Source organism: Bacillus glycinifermentans (assembly GCF_001042475.2).
Taxonomy (GTDB): domain Bacteria; phylum Bacillota; class Bacilli; order Bacillales; family Bacillaceae; genus Bacillus; species Bacillus glycinifermentans.
Map to the genome: position 1 here is coordinate 460,687 of NZ_LECW02000004.1, position 19,035 is coordinate 479,721.

General features: G+C 41.9%; 15 protein-coding genes. 4 read left to right on the top strand and 11 right to left on the bottom strand.

Translation table 11 applies throughout. The features are described 5' to 3' along the window. Positions 1–6: 6 nt before the first annotated feature. The 7 genes from AB447_RS05235 to AB447_RS05265 all read right to left on the bottom strand — a co-directional run bounded on the left by AB447_RS05235 (position 7) and on the right by AB447_RS05265 (position 10,494). A complete protein-coding gene (locus AB447_RS05235; RefSeq protein WP_048352962.1) occupies positions 7–495 on the bottom strand; it encodes a PTS sugar transporter subunit IIB in 489 nt (162 codons plus the stop codon). After that, on the bottom strand, positions 495–926 hold the full coding sequence (gene levD / locus AB447_RS05240; RefSeq protein WP_048352961.1) for a PTS fructose transporter subunit IIA: 432 nt from the start codon (positions 924–926) through the stop codon (positions 495–497). The genes AB447_RS05235 and levD overlap by 1 nt, the downstream gene beginning before the upstream one ends. A gap of 180 nt (positions 927–1,106) precedes the next feature. Further along, on the bottom strand, positions 1,107–3,914 hold the full coding sequence (locus AB447_RS05245) for a sigma-54-dependent transcriptional regulator (protein WP_057957474.1): 2,808 nt from the start codon (positions 3,912–3,914) through the stop codon (positions 1,107–1,109). Between the two features lie 1,102 nt (positions 3,915–5,016). Next, on the bottom strand, positions 5,017–6,276 hold the full coding sequence (locus tag AB447_RS05250) for an MFS transporter (RefSeq protein ID WP_057957460.1): 1,260 nt from the start codon (positions 6,274–6,276) through the stop codon (positions 5,017–5,019). 1 nt (position 6,277) lies between these two features. After that, the gene (locus AB447_RS05255) at positions 6,278–7,468 is read right to left on the bottom strand and encodes an ATP-grasp domain-containing protein (protein WP_048352958.1); all 1,191 of its coding nucleotides are present in this window, start codon (positions 7,466–7,468) and stop codon (positions 6,278–6,280) included. A gap of 4 nt (positions 7,469–7,472) precedes the next feature. Continuing rightward, entirely contained in the window at positions 7,473–8,729 is a 1,257-nt protein-coding gene (locus AB447_RS05260) for an ATP-grasp domain-containing protein (protein WP_048352957.1), read from the bottom strand. Positions 8,730–8,748: 19 nt separating this feature from the next. Continuing rightward, the gene (locus tag AB447_RS05265) at positions 8,749–10,494 is read right to left on the bottom strand and encodes a hypothetical protein (protein ID WP_057957461.1); all 1,746 of its coding nucleotides are present in this window, start codon (positions 10,492–10,494) and stop codon (positions 8,749–8,751) included. A 127-nt stretch (positions 10,495–10,621) separates the two neighbouring features. Between AB447_RS05265 and AB447_RS05270 the strand changes: the two genes are divergently transcribed. Both AB447_RS05270 and AB447_RS05275 read left to right on the top strand, forming a co-directional pair. Next, a complete protein-coding gene (locus tag AB447_RS05270) occupies positions 10,622–11,917 on the top strand; it encodes an aminotransferase class I/II-fold pyridoxal phosphate-dependent enzyme (protein WP_048352954.1) in 1,296 nt (431 codons plus the stop codon). Positions 11,918–12,601: 684 nt separating this feature from the next. Continuing rightward, positions 12,602–13,984: an amino acid permease gene (locus AB447_RS05275; protein WP_156415967.1), complete on the top strand. Its 1,383-nt coding sequence runs from the start codon at positions 12,602–12,604 to the stop codon at positions 13,982–13,984. Between the two features lie 122 nt (positions 13,985–14,106). On the opposite strand, the gene AB447_RS05280 is transcribed toward AB447_RS05275, so the two are convergent. Next, positions 14,107–14,520: a YjdF family protein gene (locus AB447_RS05280; protein WP_048353594.1), complete on the bottom strand. Its 414-nt coding sequence runs from the start codon at positions 14,518–14,520 to the stop codon at positions 14,107–14,109. A gap of 499 nt (positions 14,521–15,019) precedes the next feature. Between AB447_RS05280 and AB447_RS26140 the strand changes: the two genes are divergently transcribed. Beyond that, positions 15,020–15,196, top strand: a complete 177-nt coding sequence (locus AB447_RS26140) for a hypothetical protein (RefSeq protein ID WP_172796316.1) — start codon at positions 15,020–15,022, stop codon at positions 15,194–15,196. A 98-nt stretch (positions 15,197–15,294) separates the two neighbouring features. Further along, positions 15,295–16,077, top strand: a complete 783-nt coding sequence (locus tag AB447_RS05290; protein WP_048353592.1) for a thermonuclease family protein — start codon at positions 15,295–15,297, stop codon at positions 16,075–16,077. A 129-nt stretch (positions 16,078–16,206) separates the two neighbouring features. Here AB447_RS05290 and AB447_RS05295 read toward each other — a convergent pair whose 3' ends face one another. The 3 genes from AB447_RS05295 to AB447_RS05305 form a co-directional block, all read right to left on the bottom strand. Then, complete coding sequence (locus AB447_RS05295; RefSeq protein WP_048353591.1) at positions 16,207–17,061, bottom strand: helix-turn-helix transcriptional regulator; 855 nt, start codon at positions 17,059–17,061, stop codon at positions 16,207–16,209. Between the two features lie 82 nt (positions 17,062–17,143). Then, positions 17,144–17,554, bottom strand: a complete 411-nt coding sequence (locus AB447_RS05300; RefSeq protein ID WP_411801449.1) for a carboxymuconolactone decarboxylase family protein — start codon at positions 17,552–17,554, stop codon at positions 17,144–17,146. A 6-nt stretch (positions 17,555–17,560) separates the two neighbouring features. Further along, the gene (locus AB447_RS05305; RefSeq protein ID WP_048353589.1) at positions 17,561–18,763 is read right to left on the bottom strand and encodes an MFS transporter; all 1,203 of its coding nucleotides are present in this window, start codon (positions 18,761–18,763) and stop codon (positions 17,561–17,563) included. Between the last annotated feature and the right edge of the window lie 272 nt (positions 18,764–19,035).

The following is a 19,035-nucleotide window of genomic DNA, read 5'->3' on the forward strand; positions in this document are numbered from 1 at the left end:
CCTTTTCTATTTTGCGACGTTTCTCAAAATCTGCATAAAGTCTTCGCTGGGATCTGAAGGGAGCTGCCTCAATTCCAGCTTCACCCCCAATTCGTTCAGTTGTTCAAACGCCTCTATATCTTGTTCTGTCACGCTGACTGATTTTGTGATCTGCCTGCGGTTATGCTCGAAACGCATGCCGCCGACATTTACCGTTGTAATAGGGACCCCTGCTTCAATCAGGGATACAATATCGCCCGGTTTTTCAAATAGCAGCATCGCTGTTGTCTCCTCATACCGCGGACTGTGAAACGCTTTTGCCATTTTTGAAATAGAAACGGCGCTCGCTTTAACATTTGAAGGGGCAACAGAAAGAATCAGCGTTTTTCTCATGTCATCTGCCGCCACATCATCTGAGACAACGATGATGCGGTCAGCCGCATGGATTTTAATCCATCTGGTCAGCACCTGGCCGTGAATAAAGCGGTCATCAATCCTTGCTAATACAATGTTCATCACAATTCATCCTCTCTTTCGATTCTTTTCGCATTTTCTAAATGTTCGCTGCACACCTGGAAGCTTTCCTGACTCATTGTTTTCAGCCTGTTCAGCAGTTCTTTAAGCGGTATATGCCCCCTTAGGCTCAATACCTCCAGAAGTATCGGCAGGTTCACTCCGGCCGCCATATCCATTCTTTGATCCTTCACGATGTAAGGAGCAGCCGCGTTGTATGGCGTTCCGCCAAATATATCCACTAAAAACAGCACCTCATGTTCCTTTGGAATGCGCTTTAGCGTCTGCTGATATTTTTTCTGCAATGTTTGGATGCCTTCTCCTTTCAAAAACGGCACCGCCGTCAGATGGTCTTCTTCGCCGAAAATCATGTTTGACGACTCTTTCAGTGCTATGGGAAAATCTCCATGACCGCTGATAATAACTGAAATCATTGATGTTTGCTCCTTTCTTTTGGCGTTCGCTCTTTAATGATGCAAGTATCGTGCCAACACAAATTTATTAAGCGTTTTCAATGAATCTCTTTTTTGTTTTTGAAACACATTCAAAACAAAAAATAAACCTGTATTAAAATGCAGGTCCATTTAATACAGGTTCAAGTAAAAAAACAGCTTTTAAAACATCTGGCCATGCAGCTCTTCGGCAAAGATGGCGGCTATAAATAATTTTTCATCTTCGCTGATTGCAAGCCCAAGCTTCTGTTCATAAGGCTTTAACGTCCGCTCTGTTATGTGGTAGACCTTTTTCAGCTGATCGTCAATTGCATCCTCTTCTGAAAAAGCAATCGGATGATCTTTAATCACCCTTTCGAAAGCAAAAGCGGTGTGCATAATGACTTTGATCATCACCGCATTGTTTAGCATGATGCCTAATTCATCTTGAATCGTTTGCAGCCACTCTAATAAAATGTCAATAATATGATAGGGATTTAAGAAAACGAGATATTTTTTCAAACTATCCTCGCAAAGCTCCCGTACCATGATGTTTGTACCGGCCAGTCCATCACCCGGAGGGACGGTGCCTTTTGTAATCGCCTGGTGGATCATCCGCTCGCCCTCCCCTTCTATTAACACTTCCAGAGATACATGGGGAGCATTGATCTTCGGATTTTTCGTTCCCACTGTGGCAAGGATCTCATACTCTTTTTCGATTTCTTTTATGCTGTTTGCTAATTTAATAGACGAAACGGTCAGGATTTTGATCGGGTCGTCAGCGGCCTGATTGACGATTGTTGTTAAGATCTCTTCGAGTTTTTTTGCCGTTCCGCTCCCGGTCGTACAAATGGAGACCAACGCCTTCTGTTTGCCGGGCGACTGAGGTGTGCGGCCCCACAGCTCGGTAAAATCCTTTGTAACCGATTCATATATGGCATGCAAATTTAAATTCAGATAATTAACCTTTCTGACGGCATCGAGCACCATTGATGTCGTGACATTGCTGATCGTTTTAATATTGATGCCCGTTTTTTCTTCGAGCTTCGTTCCCAGCATCGCAAGCGATCCCATGTCGACAAGCATCAATACTCCTTCTCCTTCATCCACTTGTTTAATTTTCGCTTCCAGGCGCTCCATGATTTGCGACGGGGAAACTGAAAGAGGCATGTCGACCGCCGCAATCGGAGTGCTGCCTAAAAGTTCAATCGCTACGTCCACCATGGAGCTTGCCATGCTGTTTCCGTGCGCGGCGACGACAATCCCCACTCTTTTGTTCGCCTCCAACGATTTGATCGACTGAATCAGCATCGTTAAATAGATCACTTCTATTTCCGGAACGACGACTCTACAATACTCTTGAATTTTATCTTTAAATATCAGTGCAACTTGATATTCCTTCACATAGGTATCGCGGATTTCGTCAGTCTCCTGTGCATTTAAGACATCAGTTTGCTTGCCCCGCTTTAAAAATGCATCAATATGCATGCTCAAAAAATAGATGAATTTGCGGTCAAATTTGCAATTCAGCTCATGTTCGGCAACTTCTTTCAGCTCTTTCGTAAGGCGAATCACTTCATCGTCGGCAAATTTCAGTAAGTTGTAGTTTTGAAACGTTCGCTGATGAAAAAAACTTCTGACATGCAAATGAAGGTCAGTCAAAATATATTGATTAATTTCTTTTTTTGATAAGCCTTCTTTGTTTAAAATGTTGACCTTTTCCTCAATCAAATCATACAAATTAAATGAAAGATCATCATCGATTTTGGTTGTTTCGTCTTCCACAATCGGCGATATGATGGTGGTGATATTTACATATTCGGAAATCATTTTGCTTCTCTCGATATTTTTGCTGCTTGAAATCCAGTCCTGTTTGATGTCATCAGGCAGATCCCGTACGGTCAGTTCGACAACATCATCCCTGTCAAGATGATGCAAAAAACCGTGAGCACAAACGAGCTGCACATTTGATTTCAGCTGCCCGACATTCCCGAATGTGGCGGAATGAATAAGGGCATTATATACATCGATGTGCACATTCAGATTTTTCTTGATCCGTTCCGCTTCTTTTCCCAATAAAAACGTTGTCAGCTCAACTCTTTCTTTAAGAGACCGTTCTTCAAGCGAAGGGATATGTATGGTCATCGGAATTCTTCGCAAAAATGTTTTCAACAATGCAGAACCCGGGTTTTCTGTCGTAGCGCAAATAAACAATACTTTCGATGTACGCCTGTGCTCCGTTTCGCCAAGCCTGTTATAAGCGCCGCTGTCAATAAAATAAAACAGCATTTCCTGACCCTCGGGAGGAAGGCGGTGAATTTCATCCATAAACAGAATGCCTCCGTCGGCCTGTTCGACTAAACCGGCTTTGTCTTCGTCAGCGCCTGTAAACGATCCTTTTTTATGCCCGAATAATTGAGAGAGCAATAATTGAGGATTGTTATAGTAATCCGCACAGTTAAATGTAATAAAAGGAGAACCGGGTTTGAGAATGTCAGAGTAAATCGCAAATTGATAAATCCGGTTCGCAAAAAGGGATTTGCCGGAACCTGTCGGCCCTAAAAGCAGCATATGCAGACCGTGCGGAGGATAAAAGACGGCTGCTTTCGCCTGGGAGATCGCTTTCTTTAAGCTGCCTTTTGCTCCGATCATCAATTCCAAAGGATTGGTGGAAATTTTCCGGGGTACCCTTTTTTGATTGCCGGAACACTGATGAAGTTCGTCTACTTCCATCTTTTCTGTATTCCATTTCATGTTGAATGTTCTTTCAACGACTTCCACCGGAACGTAACGGACGGGGAACGTCTTCACCTTTATCGCTTTTTTAGAGCGGACGAGGTTGTTTAATTCAAAGCTGACGTTGGAACGCTCCATTTTCAATTGTTCAGCGATTTCCTTCGCCGAATTTCCTTGGATTTTTAAAAGCTGATTTAAGGTAACTTCACGAAAATTATGTAACAATCGGCGGTAAATTTTATCAATTCTTTTCATGGCTGTCATCCTTTGTCCCCTTTAGATAAACCGATCACGATTCAAACTAGTCATCAATAGCCACATCCGTCTTCATTCTCATTTTCTCCTGCTCGCTGCGTTTCATTTTAAAACCTTCTTGCTTAGCAACAGAAAGCGAAAAATGCTCTTAAAATTGTATGAAAACGCTCAGAATTGTTTCCAACAGTCTATGCTGATTGCACTTCAACCGACTGAACCCTATCTAAAAAAACACTCCGGATCACAGCTTTTATCAGACTAAAATGCCCAGCGACATCTCTCCTCATCCAAGTCTGCTTCACGCAAAAAGGTCTTTTGCAGATTGACAAACTGTTCACTCATGCTTTTGTATTCATTTGAAAGTCCTCATTTTCCAATATTAGTGTTTTTTGTTTCATATATATTCATTTATATACCCCTTCTAAAGTAACAACCTGTAAATAGTGTACCACCTTCGCTAATATATTGGTGAAAAATCCTGATATCAATGAAAAATAGATTAGGATAACACATGATGCCGTTCACAATTCCTGACTGCATCAGAAGATAACAGACGTTGCTTAGCAACAAAATCAGCTTCCTCGATGTCCTTCGAAGGCGTCAGCCGCCGTCAGAAAACAAGCGGTTACCGTCGGCCGCTTTGGCCTTGCTGGTAAAGAAAAAACATAGCTGATTTAATTGCCGGGCGGATGATGTGCATGTTTTGAAGGTGAGCCTTTCTTCCCCCGCCCACTGCTGATTAAATACCATCCTCATGGGCGGTATTCGCGTCTCTAGGCCCTACACGGGCGCATTTTCTTCGATTTTGTCAATTTCACACATTTCACCGTGAAAGCTCAATCTCTTTTAGATCCCCATCAACAGAGTTCAGCATTCTAATAACATAGATAACCGGGAAACAGCACGCACCATTCAAAAAAACACCTGACAGCAAAGTAAATGGCTCATCAAAATTCCGAAGCCACTTCCTGTTTATCAGGAATATGCATAACTATTCTTTTAACAGCTGCTCGTTCCTGATAACAAAAGAGGCCGAATGATAAAATTCGGCCCCTTCATCGTCTTGCCTATTCGTTTATGATGAAGAGATTTGCCATACGGGTTACATTGTAACTTTATCCTCAATAATTTTATTGCTGATCGTTTGGGCCTCTTCATCACTAATGTTTTTAAAACTTGAAAGGTAAAAGGGGATTACGGCTATAATGCTTAATATCGCAGTGATGGTGTATAAATTCCCGACCGTGATCATTGATACTAAAATCCCCGCCACAAATCCCGAAAATGGAAAGGCTGATCTTACTAACATTTGATTAAATCCATTGACCCTTCCAAGCAATTCTTGAGGAACTATCTTCTGTCTAAAAGTTCTATTGGTAATGTTATATGCTACAACCGCTGCATTTTGGATGGCAAAACCGATCATGAGGATCATGAGATTAGTGAAAAGCCCCATGATTAAGATGCCTATTCCGCAAAACACTTGGCTAATCAGCATTAATCTGACAGATGTAAATTTATTCAATAATCTAGAAACGATAATCAACGCAATAAATTCAGCCAAACCTCCGGCAACATATATGTAGTTTAACTCTAAAGCACCGAGCCCGAGATCGTTTCTAATTAAATAAACCAGCATGGAAACTAATACTCCATTGCCGATGTTTCCAATTAAAGCAATAATGGTAATATAAAAAAGCGGCTTATGATAATAAACATAGATTAAGCCTTGATAAAACTCTGACTTTAAGCCTTCTTTCTTCTTTAATAAATTTTTATTAAGATGGCTTAACGAAGATTTAAACGGAATGATAATAAACAAAGTAATGAAAAAGCTAAAAGCGATTACTAAAAATAGATAATTGATTCCAATAGACTTTATTAAAAAAGCGGCTATTGAGGCGCCGATAATCACCGTCAATGTATCTGAAAACTGGAACAATGAGTTTGCTTTTACCAGTTCTTCCTTTTTAAAAATAACAGGAATGGCAGTATTATAAACGACCCAATAACAAGCTCCGGCTCCGCAGATCGTAAAACCCAACAAAAACAGCACCCATATTGGTGGAACCGATGTGATAAGGAATGCTGCAATAGTAAGCAACCCTGTAAATTGAATCGCCAAAGTAATCATTAAAATTTTATAGTAACTAAATTTATCTGCTATAACTCCTGAAATCGGCGATATAAGGATAAAGGGGATTGTTTCAATGAGAAACATGACCCCCATATAAAATGAGGAATGGGTAAGCTCGTAAATCAACCACGGCATTGCGACAAGATATACTTTATCAGCTATTTTAGGTATAAACGTCCCTAAAACAAACAGTGTAAATCTACTAATCAAAAACTCTTTATTCATCTTAGCTCTTTACATATACCTTTAATGTATTTTCAATATATTGCTTCATTGCCGTTAATTTGTCTGGCGAATAAGCTGTAAAAACAGTATATCCATGTCTGGTTAAAGAATCTTTTACCGGTTTAATTTCGTTTCCCGGCTCTAAATAAAGCTCTGCTTCCACAATGTTAGGATGTTTTTGCAAATCCTTCAGCCCGCTAATTCCGGTGACAATCCCTTCTTGAAAGAGGTTGAAATGAATGCCTGAATATTGCAGTAAAGCAGGATTGAATTGAGTTTCCATTCCTTTTAAACTTTTTAACGTTTCATAGAAAACATCGACACCGAAGCTCAGCTTCATCAGCTCAGTTATTTTATCCCCGCCTGGCCTTGTATGAGTCTCTATTACTTTAGGGCCGTCTGCTGTTATTTTAATTTCTGTATGAGCAGGACCTATTTCATGTTCGATCGCATGTAACACCTTCAGTGTTAAATCTTTCACATCGTTTGCTGTGTTCTGTTGAAGTGAAACAGCCGGAAAGAAATGACCGGTTTCTATAAATGAAGGCTCTCCTGTCGTGAATTTTTCAGTGATCCCTATGATATGATGAGTGCCGTTAAAAGAAATCGATTCAACACTGTACTCCGCACCGTTTAAGTATTCCTCAACGATGACTTCCATTTTTTCTTCATCTTGCAAATATTCTTGCTTGAATAATCGATCAAGTTCTGAAGAAGTATTGATCTTGAAAACACCTGAACTTGCAGTGCCGGCAACCGGCTTTATGATACATGGCAAACCGATCCTGCCAACGGCTTCCTTAAGATCTGCTGTGCTGTGGGATACGGCGTACCGAACGAGCGATATCCCCCTCTCATTAAGCAGCTTTCTCATCTTCCCCTTGTCTTTGGAGAGCTCTACAGGTTTCAGAGGGTTTCCTAAAATATTCAGCTTTTCTTTTATTAAAGCGGCAGGGAGAACTCCCTTTTCTCCAAATGCAAACACAGCTTGAAAGGGTTTCATTTTATGAATGGAAGCTGCCAGATGCACGACTTCGTCATGGTTTTCCCAATCCACAACATGAGTCTCGTCTGCTATTTCCAAAGTTTCTTTTAATAATCTGTGTTTATTTTCAAACAAAACGACTTCATAATCTAATTTTTTCGCAGCCTCAACGATATTGTGCCTCGCCGCAATAAGCAGGATTCTCATGTTATCACCCCTCTTTCACTGTAAAACGGATTGTATCTTTAGCTTTAAATAAAGCATCCTCCAACTCTTTATAATCATCGGATTGGCCGATGAATACGCCGTAATAAGCTGAAAAATCTTCCGGCGGGATATTTACTTTATCCCCCACTTGTTTGGCGGGGATAAACTTTTTAATACAGTCGATTTCAAGAGCCTGTACGACGCCCTCAATCCTCTTGATATAGCCTTTTTCTTCAGGCAGAAGAATGATCATCCCTGCATATCTTTTATAATCTCTTAATTTTTCAAAATTCACCTGTTCGCCGATGGCCATTTTGATCACTTCTTCCATAAAAGCGTGGTCTGTGGCCATCTTAATCAAATGCGATGCAATAAAGCCGCCTCCGGGACGGGCAGCACATTCTATCATTCTTACTCCGTACGATGTTACTCTGCACTCCAGATGGAAGGCGCTATTGTTCAGCCCCAATGACTTTACGGCTTGTTCAGCCTTCTCCTCGATTTCTTTAATCGTCTCCTCTGATTTGGAAGAAGGAAACTCTGCAAAATACTCCATAGAGTATTGTGGAGTGATATGTTTATCAATGACTCCCGCAATGTAAACTTTTCCGTCCTGAACCAGACCGTCTACGGTCACCTCCGGTCCGTCCAAATACTCCTCCGCTATGTATTCATTCGGAAAATATGAATATATTTTATCTTTATCCGGGGATGTATAATCGGTCATACGCTGATATGCATCCTCCAGATCATCCTCAGATTCAATCAGCAAGATTGATTTGCTGCCCGAAGCCCCGACCGGCTTGAATATCAGCGGAAATGTCAGCTTCTCTGCAGCGCTTTTCAAATCTTCAAGAGATGTAACCCGATTAAATTTCGGGGAGAGACCGGGTACAGATTCCCACGATTTTCTCATGAGATATTTGCTTCTCGCGTTTTTAGCTGCAGCCGCACTGGGGCCAGGCAGCCCCAGTTTATTTGCTATATAAGAAACGAGCTCTACATCCTTGTCAGACCATGTCAGCACACCCGAAATCGGGTGTTTTTCCTGATACTTCAAAACATCTTTCAGCGCTGTTTCCTTGCAGTAAGTGTTCGACATTAAGATGTCATCGACCAATGAAAGATCTATATCAGGTTTTTTATCAGTCAATAACGCGACTCTCAGTCCCATTTTTCTGGCTTGTTTAAGCGGTTCAACTCTTTCAACTGGATGTGATCTTAGATTGATGTATAATATTGTTTTATTTTTATTATTCATAAAATTTTAACCCCTTTGATCAAATTGTGTAATGTTTTTTGAACCAGCTCTTAGTAAAAGAGTTAATGCAATAATCAATTCTGGTTTCCGCAATATAATCCATCAAAGCCTGGTATAAATTTTGCAGTACGGATGTATAATAAAGCGCTGTCTTTAAATCATGTTGAGAGAACGGATCACCCTCTTGCTTCATCAGTCTCAGATCAAAAAAAGCATTGAATGTTTTCTTGTTGTAAATAATGGCCTGCGGTGAACGTATACTGTATTTTACTTGAGCATTTAAGTGGCCTTTGTGGTGTTGGTTGCTCCATACTGCGGTATCAGCCATCACGGGAGGGAAGTAAAAATGTCTGTTATCAGGCACTTCTTCAAAAGGAAAATGGCCGGGCATGTAATGCCAGCTGTTGTACTGCATTCTTGTACTGATCGCCAGCAAAATGTTTGCCAGCAGCGGTCCTTTATGAATCAATCTGTTCATGAACTGATCGCTCGGTGTTACACAGCAAAAATAATCAGGCTGTTTCCAATTGCAAGCACGGGCCGCATCGCCATGATCAATTGCTTCGATAAACTCTTTGAAATTTCTAAAACTTCTGCTCATCCCCATATCTGCTTCGGTTGCTTCAACAGCCAAAGAAATCGTTTCATTAATCAATTCTTCAATAAAGTCAAATTTCCCTTCATTATCGACAAAAATTTCATTTTCAAATCCAGCTTTCACTATTTTGTAAAATAAATCATAAGGCCCGGAATTATCTGAAAAGGTAAGGTTGTATTTTTTGGAGATATATTCTTCTAAACTGGTAGGAAAGTTATGGATCGTCAAAACAGGCACTTCAGAAAAGCTGAAAAATCGTTCTTTTTTGTGGACGGTAAGTCCATTAATTTCTCTTATGAAAAGAAAATCGGCCTGCATTTTTTTTCTTAATTTCGCAGTGTAAAGAGCTTTTTCAGATATGCTCATTGGAACAGCTTCAGCATCTTCATCCAACTCTTTAAGATACTCTGATATTTTTTCATTTAGATATTGATGCAAAGTTGTGCAATACAGCTGGAATGCATTGAATTCTTCAACTCTGGTAGGACCCCCGGACCTGATCAGCCAATACAGGTTATAAATATATTTTTTTTCAACAAAAGTCCATTCATTTAAAGCTTTTGTTTTTAGCTCATCTAAAATGAATATGTCCGATTTTCCTCTTAACGCCTTTATTGTATTATTGAATTCATAAAAATTTGAAAAAATGTCATTTTCAATATAAATAAATCCCGGAGCCATGTGGTATATATTAAAATAAACGGTATCGACCATTTCTCTTATTTCTTGTTCACTTGCTTCATTAAAAAACTCGGAAATCTCCATTTCATATAAAGCTTCGCGTTTTTTTAATTCAGCTGCCTTGGTTTGGATTCGTTCAATCGAGGACAATCTAAGAGGGGAATAACCGGCTATAAAATCAAGTTCTGCTTTTTGATAATTGATATCAATGATCGGCTTGCCGATGCTTTTATAGCCTACCGCTACATAATCGGAATTTTGGGGTATGTCTTGAGCCAGCTGAACCGGTAAGGCCCCTTCGCATACCTCCTGAAATATGACTTGCTGTGTAAACGTCAGCGATCGCAAAGCCAAATCTTTTTCAAGTTTATTGTCAAAGGTGATCAGCTTATTAAGCAATTCGCTGTTGCTATCATTGGCGATCTTAAGAACAACATCTTTTAACAAGTCTTTAAACCCATTGCTTTTTTGAGTCAAAGTTGGCATAGAAAAATCATCCTTTCCATGTTAAGATGTTTGAAAATCGTCTGTACAATTCTGACGTAACAAGAATATACCATTACATTCCATTAATGTAAATATTTTAAAAAGGAAATTTTTGAGGAGGTTTGTGATGAACAAATTCGCCGAAGAATTAAACAAATCCATTCAAGAGCAGAATCCGCTGGTATTCGACTTACTTTCAGACCTGGGAAAAGAACTTTTTTACCCTAAAGGAATCCTCACGCAAGCCGCAGAAGCAAAAAAGAAGGCCTTCAGAATCAATGCCACGATCGGGATTGCTACGGAGCATGACGAACCTATGCACCTTAAATCCGTAAGTGAACAGCTTAACGGATTAAATCCCGAAGATGTTTTTCCGTATGCACCGCCCGGCGGAAAAGTAAGCTTGAGACAAGAATGGAAAAAGAAATTAATCGAAGATAACGATTCTCTGCAAGAACAAGATATTCACCTTCCGATCGTTACGAATGCGATTACTCATGGATTGAGCATCGTCGCCGACCTATTTTGCGATCGCAATGACAGAATCATTCTCCCTGATAAACTATGGGGAAATTATAAATTAACATTCGAGACAAGAAGAAAAGCGAAGTTTTCTCACTTTCCATTTTTCGACGAAAATAATCAGTTTAATATAGATGGCTTCGCTGAATGCATTGAACAAGCCAGTGAAGAAAAATTGATTGTCCTGCTGAATTTCCCTAACAATCCGACCGGCTACACTCCAACGGAGGCAGAAGTCGACAATATTGTGAAAGTTTTAAAAGCACAGGCCGATTCAAGAAAAAAATTCCTTGTAATTACTGACGATGCCTATTTTGGGCTGTTCTATGAAGATTCTATTCAAGAATCGATTTTTTCTAAACTCATTAACATTCATCCAAATATCTTGGCAATTAAATTGGACGGAGCTACTAAAGAAGAATTTGTTTGGGGATTGCGCGTAGGCTTTTTAACATTTCCCAACTTGGGTAAAGATGTTAATGAAGCGCTTGAGAAAAAGGTATGGGGATCCATCAGATCTACAATTTCAAGCGGATCACACCCTTCTCAAACCTTGGTTTTAAACGCTCTAAGAAATGAGTTTTTCCAAAAAGAAAAACAAGAAAAATTCAATATACTGCTTAATAGAGCAAAGAAAGTAAAAGAAGTGCTCGACAACAATAAAAAATATAATGAATATTGGAGTTACTACCCTTTTAATTCAGGTTATTTTATGTGTTTAAAATTAAATAACATCAACGCAGAAAAGTTGCGAAACTACTTGCTGGATGAATATGGTATAGGGACGATTTCTATTAATGACACCGACTTAAGAATTGCTTTTTCTTGTATTGAAGAAGCGGACATTGAAGTCTTATTTGAGACAATTTATAAAGCAGCTGCCGAACTATCTAATAAGTGAAATACAACTTCACATTTATGCACGATCTCACTAGTAAACGCCAAAGCCCATCAGTAAGCTTTCCTCTAAATAAAATGGTGTGCTGGTATAGAGCTATGGATCATGATAGTTTGCTGGGTGGAGATACGGGGAACTTACTTCCCCCGGTCCCGCCCTATTTTTTATTTTAGCCGTTCATTGGGCAGTGTTGACCGTGAATAAGCTCCATACGCTAAAACATAACTTTCCCCCTCAAGCAGCCAAACTGCAACCTCGCTTCCCGGTCATCTGCAATCCGAAGAATACGATCCCGCGGGCTTGCGGACTTTCTCTTCAACTCTTGATTTTATTGTTCCTTATAAACAGGATTGCTTAACGCATCATTTCGTCTTACATCTTTTTACATTCCCCTGCTCTTCTTGCAAAGCTCTTGAGCTAACTGAGTGCCCCGGTACTGCCGCGGATATAAAAGCCCCCCACCCCTTTTGAATCCATCTCTCATTTTTTAAATGTTGATCTGGTATTCCAAACCGTCTAATATATTGTTAGACTGTTCATTCTAATCTGACGATTGGAGGTCCGAATTGTTTTACAAGAGGATAAAGATTCATCTATTATAAATATGCAATTTTGGTGTATAATCAATACTAATAAATAACGAGGGTTGATACAACAAAACAAATTTTCAAGTGGGGGATAAAAAAAGTGACAGACAATATAAATAAGGAAATACATAAACAAAAATTAGAGAGGGGTTTAAAAAACAGGCACGTCCAATTAATCGCGATCGGCGGGGCCATTGGAACAGGCTTGTTTCTCGGGTCGGGTAAATCGATCCATTTTGCAGGACCTTCGATTTTATTTGCTTACTTGATCACAGGGATCATCTGCTTTTTGATTATGCGCTCCTTGGGAGAGCTGCTCTTATCGAATTTGGAGTATCACTCGTTCGTTGATTTCGTACAAGACTATTTAGGAAACATGGCAGCGTTTATCACCGGCTGGACCTACTGGTTTTGCTGGATTTCAATCGCGATGGCCGATTTAACGGCAGTCGGCCTCTACACTCAGTATTGGCTGCCCGGTGTTCCGCAGTGGGTGCCAGGGTTAATCGCGCTTATTATCTTGCTCATTATGAACCTTGCAACAGTCAAGCTTTTTGGAGAAATGGAATTCTGGTTTGCATTGATTAAAGTCATTGCCATCCTGGCGCTGATCGTCATCGGTCTCTTTATGATTTTCACAGGCTTTACCACGCATTCCGGCGCAGCAAGCTTTACGAATCTTTGGAGCCACGGCGGCATGTTCCCGAATGGGTTTAACGGCTTTATCCTCTCGTTCCAGATGGTTGTCTTTGCGTTTGTAGGGATTGAGCTTGTGGGGCTTACGGCGGGCGAAACAAAAGACCCGGAAAAAGTCATTCCAAAAGCGATCAACAATATTCCGATCAGGGTTCTCCTTTTCTATATCGGCGCTCTGCTAGTTATTATGAGCATCTATCCTTGGAAGGCCATTAATCCGAGCGAAAGCCCGTTCGTTCAAGTCTTCGCAGCGATCGGAATCGTGGCGGCGGCGAGCATTATCAATTTTGTTGTGCTCACATCCGCGGCTTCTGCATGCAACAGCGCGGTATTCAGCACAAGCCGGATGGTATACTCGCTTGCCAAAGAAAACAATGCACCTTCTTCATTGGCAAAATTGACTTCCCGTAAAGTACCGAACAATGCGCTGTTCTTTTCAACGATCGTTATTTTAATCGGTGTTACGCTGAACTATATCATGCCCGAAGGCGTATTTACGCTGATTACAAGCATTTCCACCGTATGTTTTATCTTTATTTGGGGAATCACCGTCATCTGCCATATGAAATACCGAAAAACTAAACCGGATTTGGCTAAAGAAAACAAATTTAAAATGCCGCTTTATCCGCTTTCCAATTACTTGATTCTCGCCTTCCTGGCGTTTATTCTCGTCGTTCTCGCACTTGCGGAAGATACCCGCGTTTCCTTGTTTGTAACTCCTGCCTGGTTTATCTTGCTGATTGCGATTTATAAAATGCGAAAAGCGAAGGCTCATCAGGCTGAATAAAGGAAAAAGCGTGCCGTATTAAACATTCGAAAGCCCTCTAATATTAGAGGGCTTTCTCAGTTCTAATAGACAGCTATGTTCATGGATGGAAAAACGGAAATGTTAAACATGAGCTGGATCCGCTACTTTCCCCTGTGCTTTTCTTTCGCTTTTTGCTTTCTCAGCAGGTACTTTTGCTCCTTTTCGATGTCGCGCTGCTGTTTATTCAAGCGCTTTTTCATCGCTTTTTTTGCGTCAAGCTCCTGTTTGATCGCTTGCTGGGCTTTCGTTGACATACCGGCTGTCTTCATTTCTTTGGAAACGAGCCGCTGCAATCTTTTCGGGTTGATCCTCTTGTTCGCTTCAGCTTTTACGCTGAGTCCTTCCTTTTCGGCTTGAGAAATCAAACCGGTAAGCTGATGGTAAACAAAATGCAGCACTTCCGAATCCTTCGGCTCTTTGCCGAACAAATGGCGGAATGCTTTTAATTTCCCCTCTTGTACAATCTCAACGATTCCAACCCAAAACTGGCCGTCATAGTAAATCGTTAATTTCATAACGATTCCCTCCTCTATTAATGTGACAGAAGAACGACGGACATCCCGAGGAGGGGAAGGTTACTGACATGATGAACATGCATCCGGACTACCAACCGGATCGTGTTTTTTCATTCTTCACTATTAATGTACCAGACTTTATGCGATTCCAAAAGACTAAATGAAAAAGAGCCGTCTGATGACAGCTCTTTTTTGTTAAGCTCGCTTCAACCTTTTTTGCCAGCAATGCAGACAGAAATGCATGACCGTAATCATGTCGGCAACGCCCAGCCAGCCAAAATCAGACCAAAACAAGCTGCCGGCTGTTCCGCAAATGTTCGAACATGTTTAATAAAACAGCAAGGAAGGTATTTATCACCGGTGGCTGAAACGTTCAGGCAATATGTCATCAGCCATTTTTCTGCATTGAGTTCATAGGTCCGGCCACCGAATGTAATTTGCGTGTTACTCTATTAAAATGGTATTATTTTCCATATAATATTTCATCCAGAGGTGCATAATGAACAAGATTAGGAACGTAAGAGCATATTTTAAACAACATCGCAGAATTAGTTTGCTTGTTGATGTCATGATGTTTGGATTTTTTATTTATATTACCGTCAGCAATTTGATTGGCACGAATTTGTCAATGAGCAATCCTGATATTTTGGGAGGAGCAGATAAAGCAAAGGAATGATAAGAAAAACGGCTCTGAAAATAAATTCCCCCTTGAAAATTTTACTTTTTTGGCTGATGATATAGTTTGTTCAACTTACAGCTTAGGGGGATTTTGCTTTGAAAAAATGTTTTTTGGCAATCGCTGCACTCGTGTTCAGTTTTTCTTTGACAGCTTGCAACTCCAATGCCGTTTCCGGCTCAAAATCAGAACGATCCGGTGCAGCAGATGACGGTCGCACAGATCGCACGGCTGTCACCCTTGTCCGTGCTGTCGACGGCGACACGATTAAAGTTAAATATAATGGGGAAGTAAAAACAGTCCGCTATTTGCTCGTCGATACGCCTGAAACAAAAAAACCGAATTCATGCGTTCAGCCATACGGAAAAGACGCTTCTGAAGAAAACAAAAAACTCGTTGAGAGCGGCAAGCTGGAATTGGAATTTGACAAAGGCGGCCGCACCGACAAGTATGGAAGATTGCTGGCCTATGTATACGCTGACGGAAAGTCGGTTCAGGAACAGCTTTTAAAGGACGGCCTTGCCAGGGTAGCCTACATATATCCGCCAAATACAAAGTACGTAGATGAATATCAAAAGGTTGAAAACGCCGCTAAGAAAAAGCACATTGCGATTTGGAGCAAGTCCGGCTATGCGACAGACAAAGGGTTCAACGGATGTGTCGTTGGAAAAACAAAGACAGCGCTAAAGTCAGACTCCGTGCCAAAATCTGCTGCAGCAAGCAAAGACTCAAATTCTTCCGCTCCGGCATCAGGCGGCAAAGAAACGTTTGCCAATTGCACCGAGTTGAGAAAGAAATATCCAAACGGTGTGCCAAGCTCCCATCCCGCGTATCAGGCTAAAATGGACCGCGATCATGACCATTATGCCTGCGAGCGGTAGCACAATGCAAAATAGCCCGATGTCCGGGCTATTTTTGTTATTTCCGTCTTCAGCCTGGATCATGCGCGCCATCTAAATAACTGAGAAATCCTCCCTTAAAAAAGAGGCCGCAAGAAAACACGGCCTCTTTTATGAGCTGGCGGATCGGGCAGATAGCAAACGATTGAGCTTTGCGGTCGTGTCCTCCTTTTCCAGGGGTCTGTAGACCGTCAGCTTCAAATCGGGGGAATCGTATATTTGCAGGGTGACATGCTCCATAAACATGACGCCGGCAAGGGGGTGGCGTATCTCTTTTTCACCGGGGGGCGTTCCGAGCACTTCGTGATGATTCCACCACCTATGAAATTCGGGGCTTTTTTCAGACAGTTCATCTGTCAGCTCCTTGATCCATTCCTCTCCGATAAATCTTGACGCCGTGGCCCGAAACTGCGCCAGCAGTCTTTTTGCATGGCTTTCCCAATCTGCGAGAAGGCTTTGATATTCCTCGGAACAAAAACAGCGCCAGATCGCGTTCTTTTCTTTTTTGCTCATGCGGTTAAAATCGCCGAACACCGCGCAAGCAGCTTCATTCCAGGCAATCACGTCCCATTTTTCGTCTGTGATGTAAACGGGGCAACCCTTTAAATTGTGCTGGATAAGGTTCTGGACGACCGGGCTCAAATGCCGGCTGGAGCTTTGCTGGTCATACATCGGGATTTGCTGTCCGGCCAAAAGAAAGACATGCTTTTTTTCCTCATAGTTTAATTTGAGCACTCTTGAGATGCTTTCCAACACCTGTGTCGATACTTGGATATCCCTCCCCTGCTCGAGCCACGTATACCATGTCACTCCTATTCCGGAGAGTTGTGCCAGCTCCTCTCTTCTGAGCCCTTTCGTTTTTCTTCTGGGACCTATCGGCAACCCGTATTCTTCAGGTGATACTGTCGACCTTTTTAACTTCAAAAAATCGCCGAGCTCTTTCCTTTTTCCTTTTATCCCACTCAAAGACACTCACTCCTCCTGCATGCGGGAATCATCTTAATATATGATTCTACATGAATCGGGAGCAAAAGAATATGAAACGCGCTTATTCTGATTGGCTGGAACTTTTCGCATGCCGGTTTCTTTCTGCAAACACTTCAGAAGCAGCCGTTAATATCGTATTCAGCCCGTTAGGAAAGCCCGAATATATGATCATCTGCATCATGACTTCGACGATTTCTTCCTGTGTCCACCCGGTATTTAATGCACCGTTGATATAGAACGGCAGCTGTTCTGTGTTTCCGAGCGCCGTCAGCCCGGCTACCGAAGCCAACAAGCGGGATTTCAAGTCAAGGCCCGGTCTCGAAAAAATCCGTCCGTAATTAAACTCCACGGCCAGCCTTCCAAGATCGGGGGCAACCGATTCTTTGAAGCTTTCTACGATCGCCTTATAGTGATCTTTATCGATTTGTTCTAAAACTTTGAGCCCTTTATGATATTGTTCGTTCGTTTGCATCATTCATTATTCCTCCCCTATTTCTTGGATTGACCGGTCGGGAATCAAAAGCGAAGTGAAGGCAATGCCGATCATGAACATTCCGAGCAGGCAGACGCCGGTCCAATGAAATCCGGTCCAGGCCAAAACACCCGCATATGAGCCCAACGCGCCGCCCAGAAAAATCATGACCATCAGCATGCCGTTAAGGCGGCTTCTCATATCAGCCGCCAATTGAAAAATCATGACCTGGCATACAACCTGATTGGCTTGTGTCCCCATTGTTACGAATAATGCTCCAATAATAATGGCGATTAAAGATTGTTTTCCTGAAAAAAGCAGCATAAAAGCAAGCAGCGAGATTGACATGCAAAGCACATTGGCAAAAATCGCGCCCCTCTTGTCAATAACCCGTCCGATCACAGGCGCGGCAAAGGCCCCGCCGATTCCGACGAGTCCGATCATGCCGGTAGCCTGGCTTCCGTAAGAATAAGGCGGGTCATTCAGCAGGAAGACGAGAGTCGTCCAAAATAAACTAAAGGCGCCGAACATAAGCCCCTGGCTCAGACATGCTTTCCTTAACGTGTTTTCCCTGAGGAGCAAAGGTCCCAGAGACGCAAGGAGTTTTCCGTAATTAATCGTGTGTGAAGCCTTACTTTTCGGCATAAACAAGCGAATCAGCAACATGATGATAAGCGTTGACCCGCACGTTATCCAGTACACCGTCCTCCAGCCGGCATGCGAATCGATGATTCCGCTGATCAGCCTGGCCCCCAATATTCCGCATACCAAGCCAATCGCAACATTTCCGAGCACTTTTCCTCTCTCGTTTTCATCTGCCAGATCGGCTGCAAAGGGAACGATAATTTGCGGAATAATAGTAAAAACCCCCAACAAGAGCTGTGCGGCCGCGAGCCAGAGAAAATTTTGGGCAAACGCTGAAGCTACAGAACATAGACATACGAGGACCAGCAAAGCAACAATCAGACGCCGTCTTTCAAAAATGTCGCCAAGAGGAACCAGCATGAAATTCCCCAGTGCATAGCCCGCCTGGGTGATTGTAGCGATCATCCCCGCTTGTGCAGCAGTAACGTGAAACGTTTGCCCCATGCTGACCAATAGCGTTTGATTCAAATAAATATTGGCAACGGTGATCCCTGAAGCGATCGCCATGAGAAACACGAGACCGCGGGAGATGCCGGATGCCTTTGTTCGGTTGTCTTTTTCCATCTTGTCTCACCTCCCCTAAGCGATATTCGAATTATAATGCACCGGAAACACCGGAAAACAGCAGTCTATTTATCATAGTATTAGGAATACCAGTCATCCTCGTTTATCAGAAGCTTTCCTGGAGGGTAGGTGAAGGGAAATCGCCGCGGCACATGAGATAAAGGAAAAAAGCGATCGATACGAGCAAGAAAAGGTATAAGTGCTTTACACATTGAACGATTTTTGCCGGAAGCTCTTTCTTTTTTTCTGATCAATGAAAGGAAGCGGGGGCT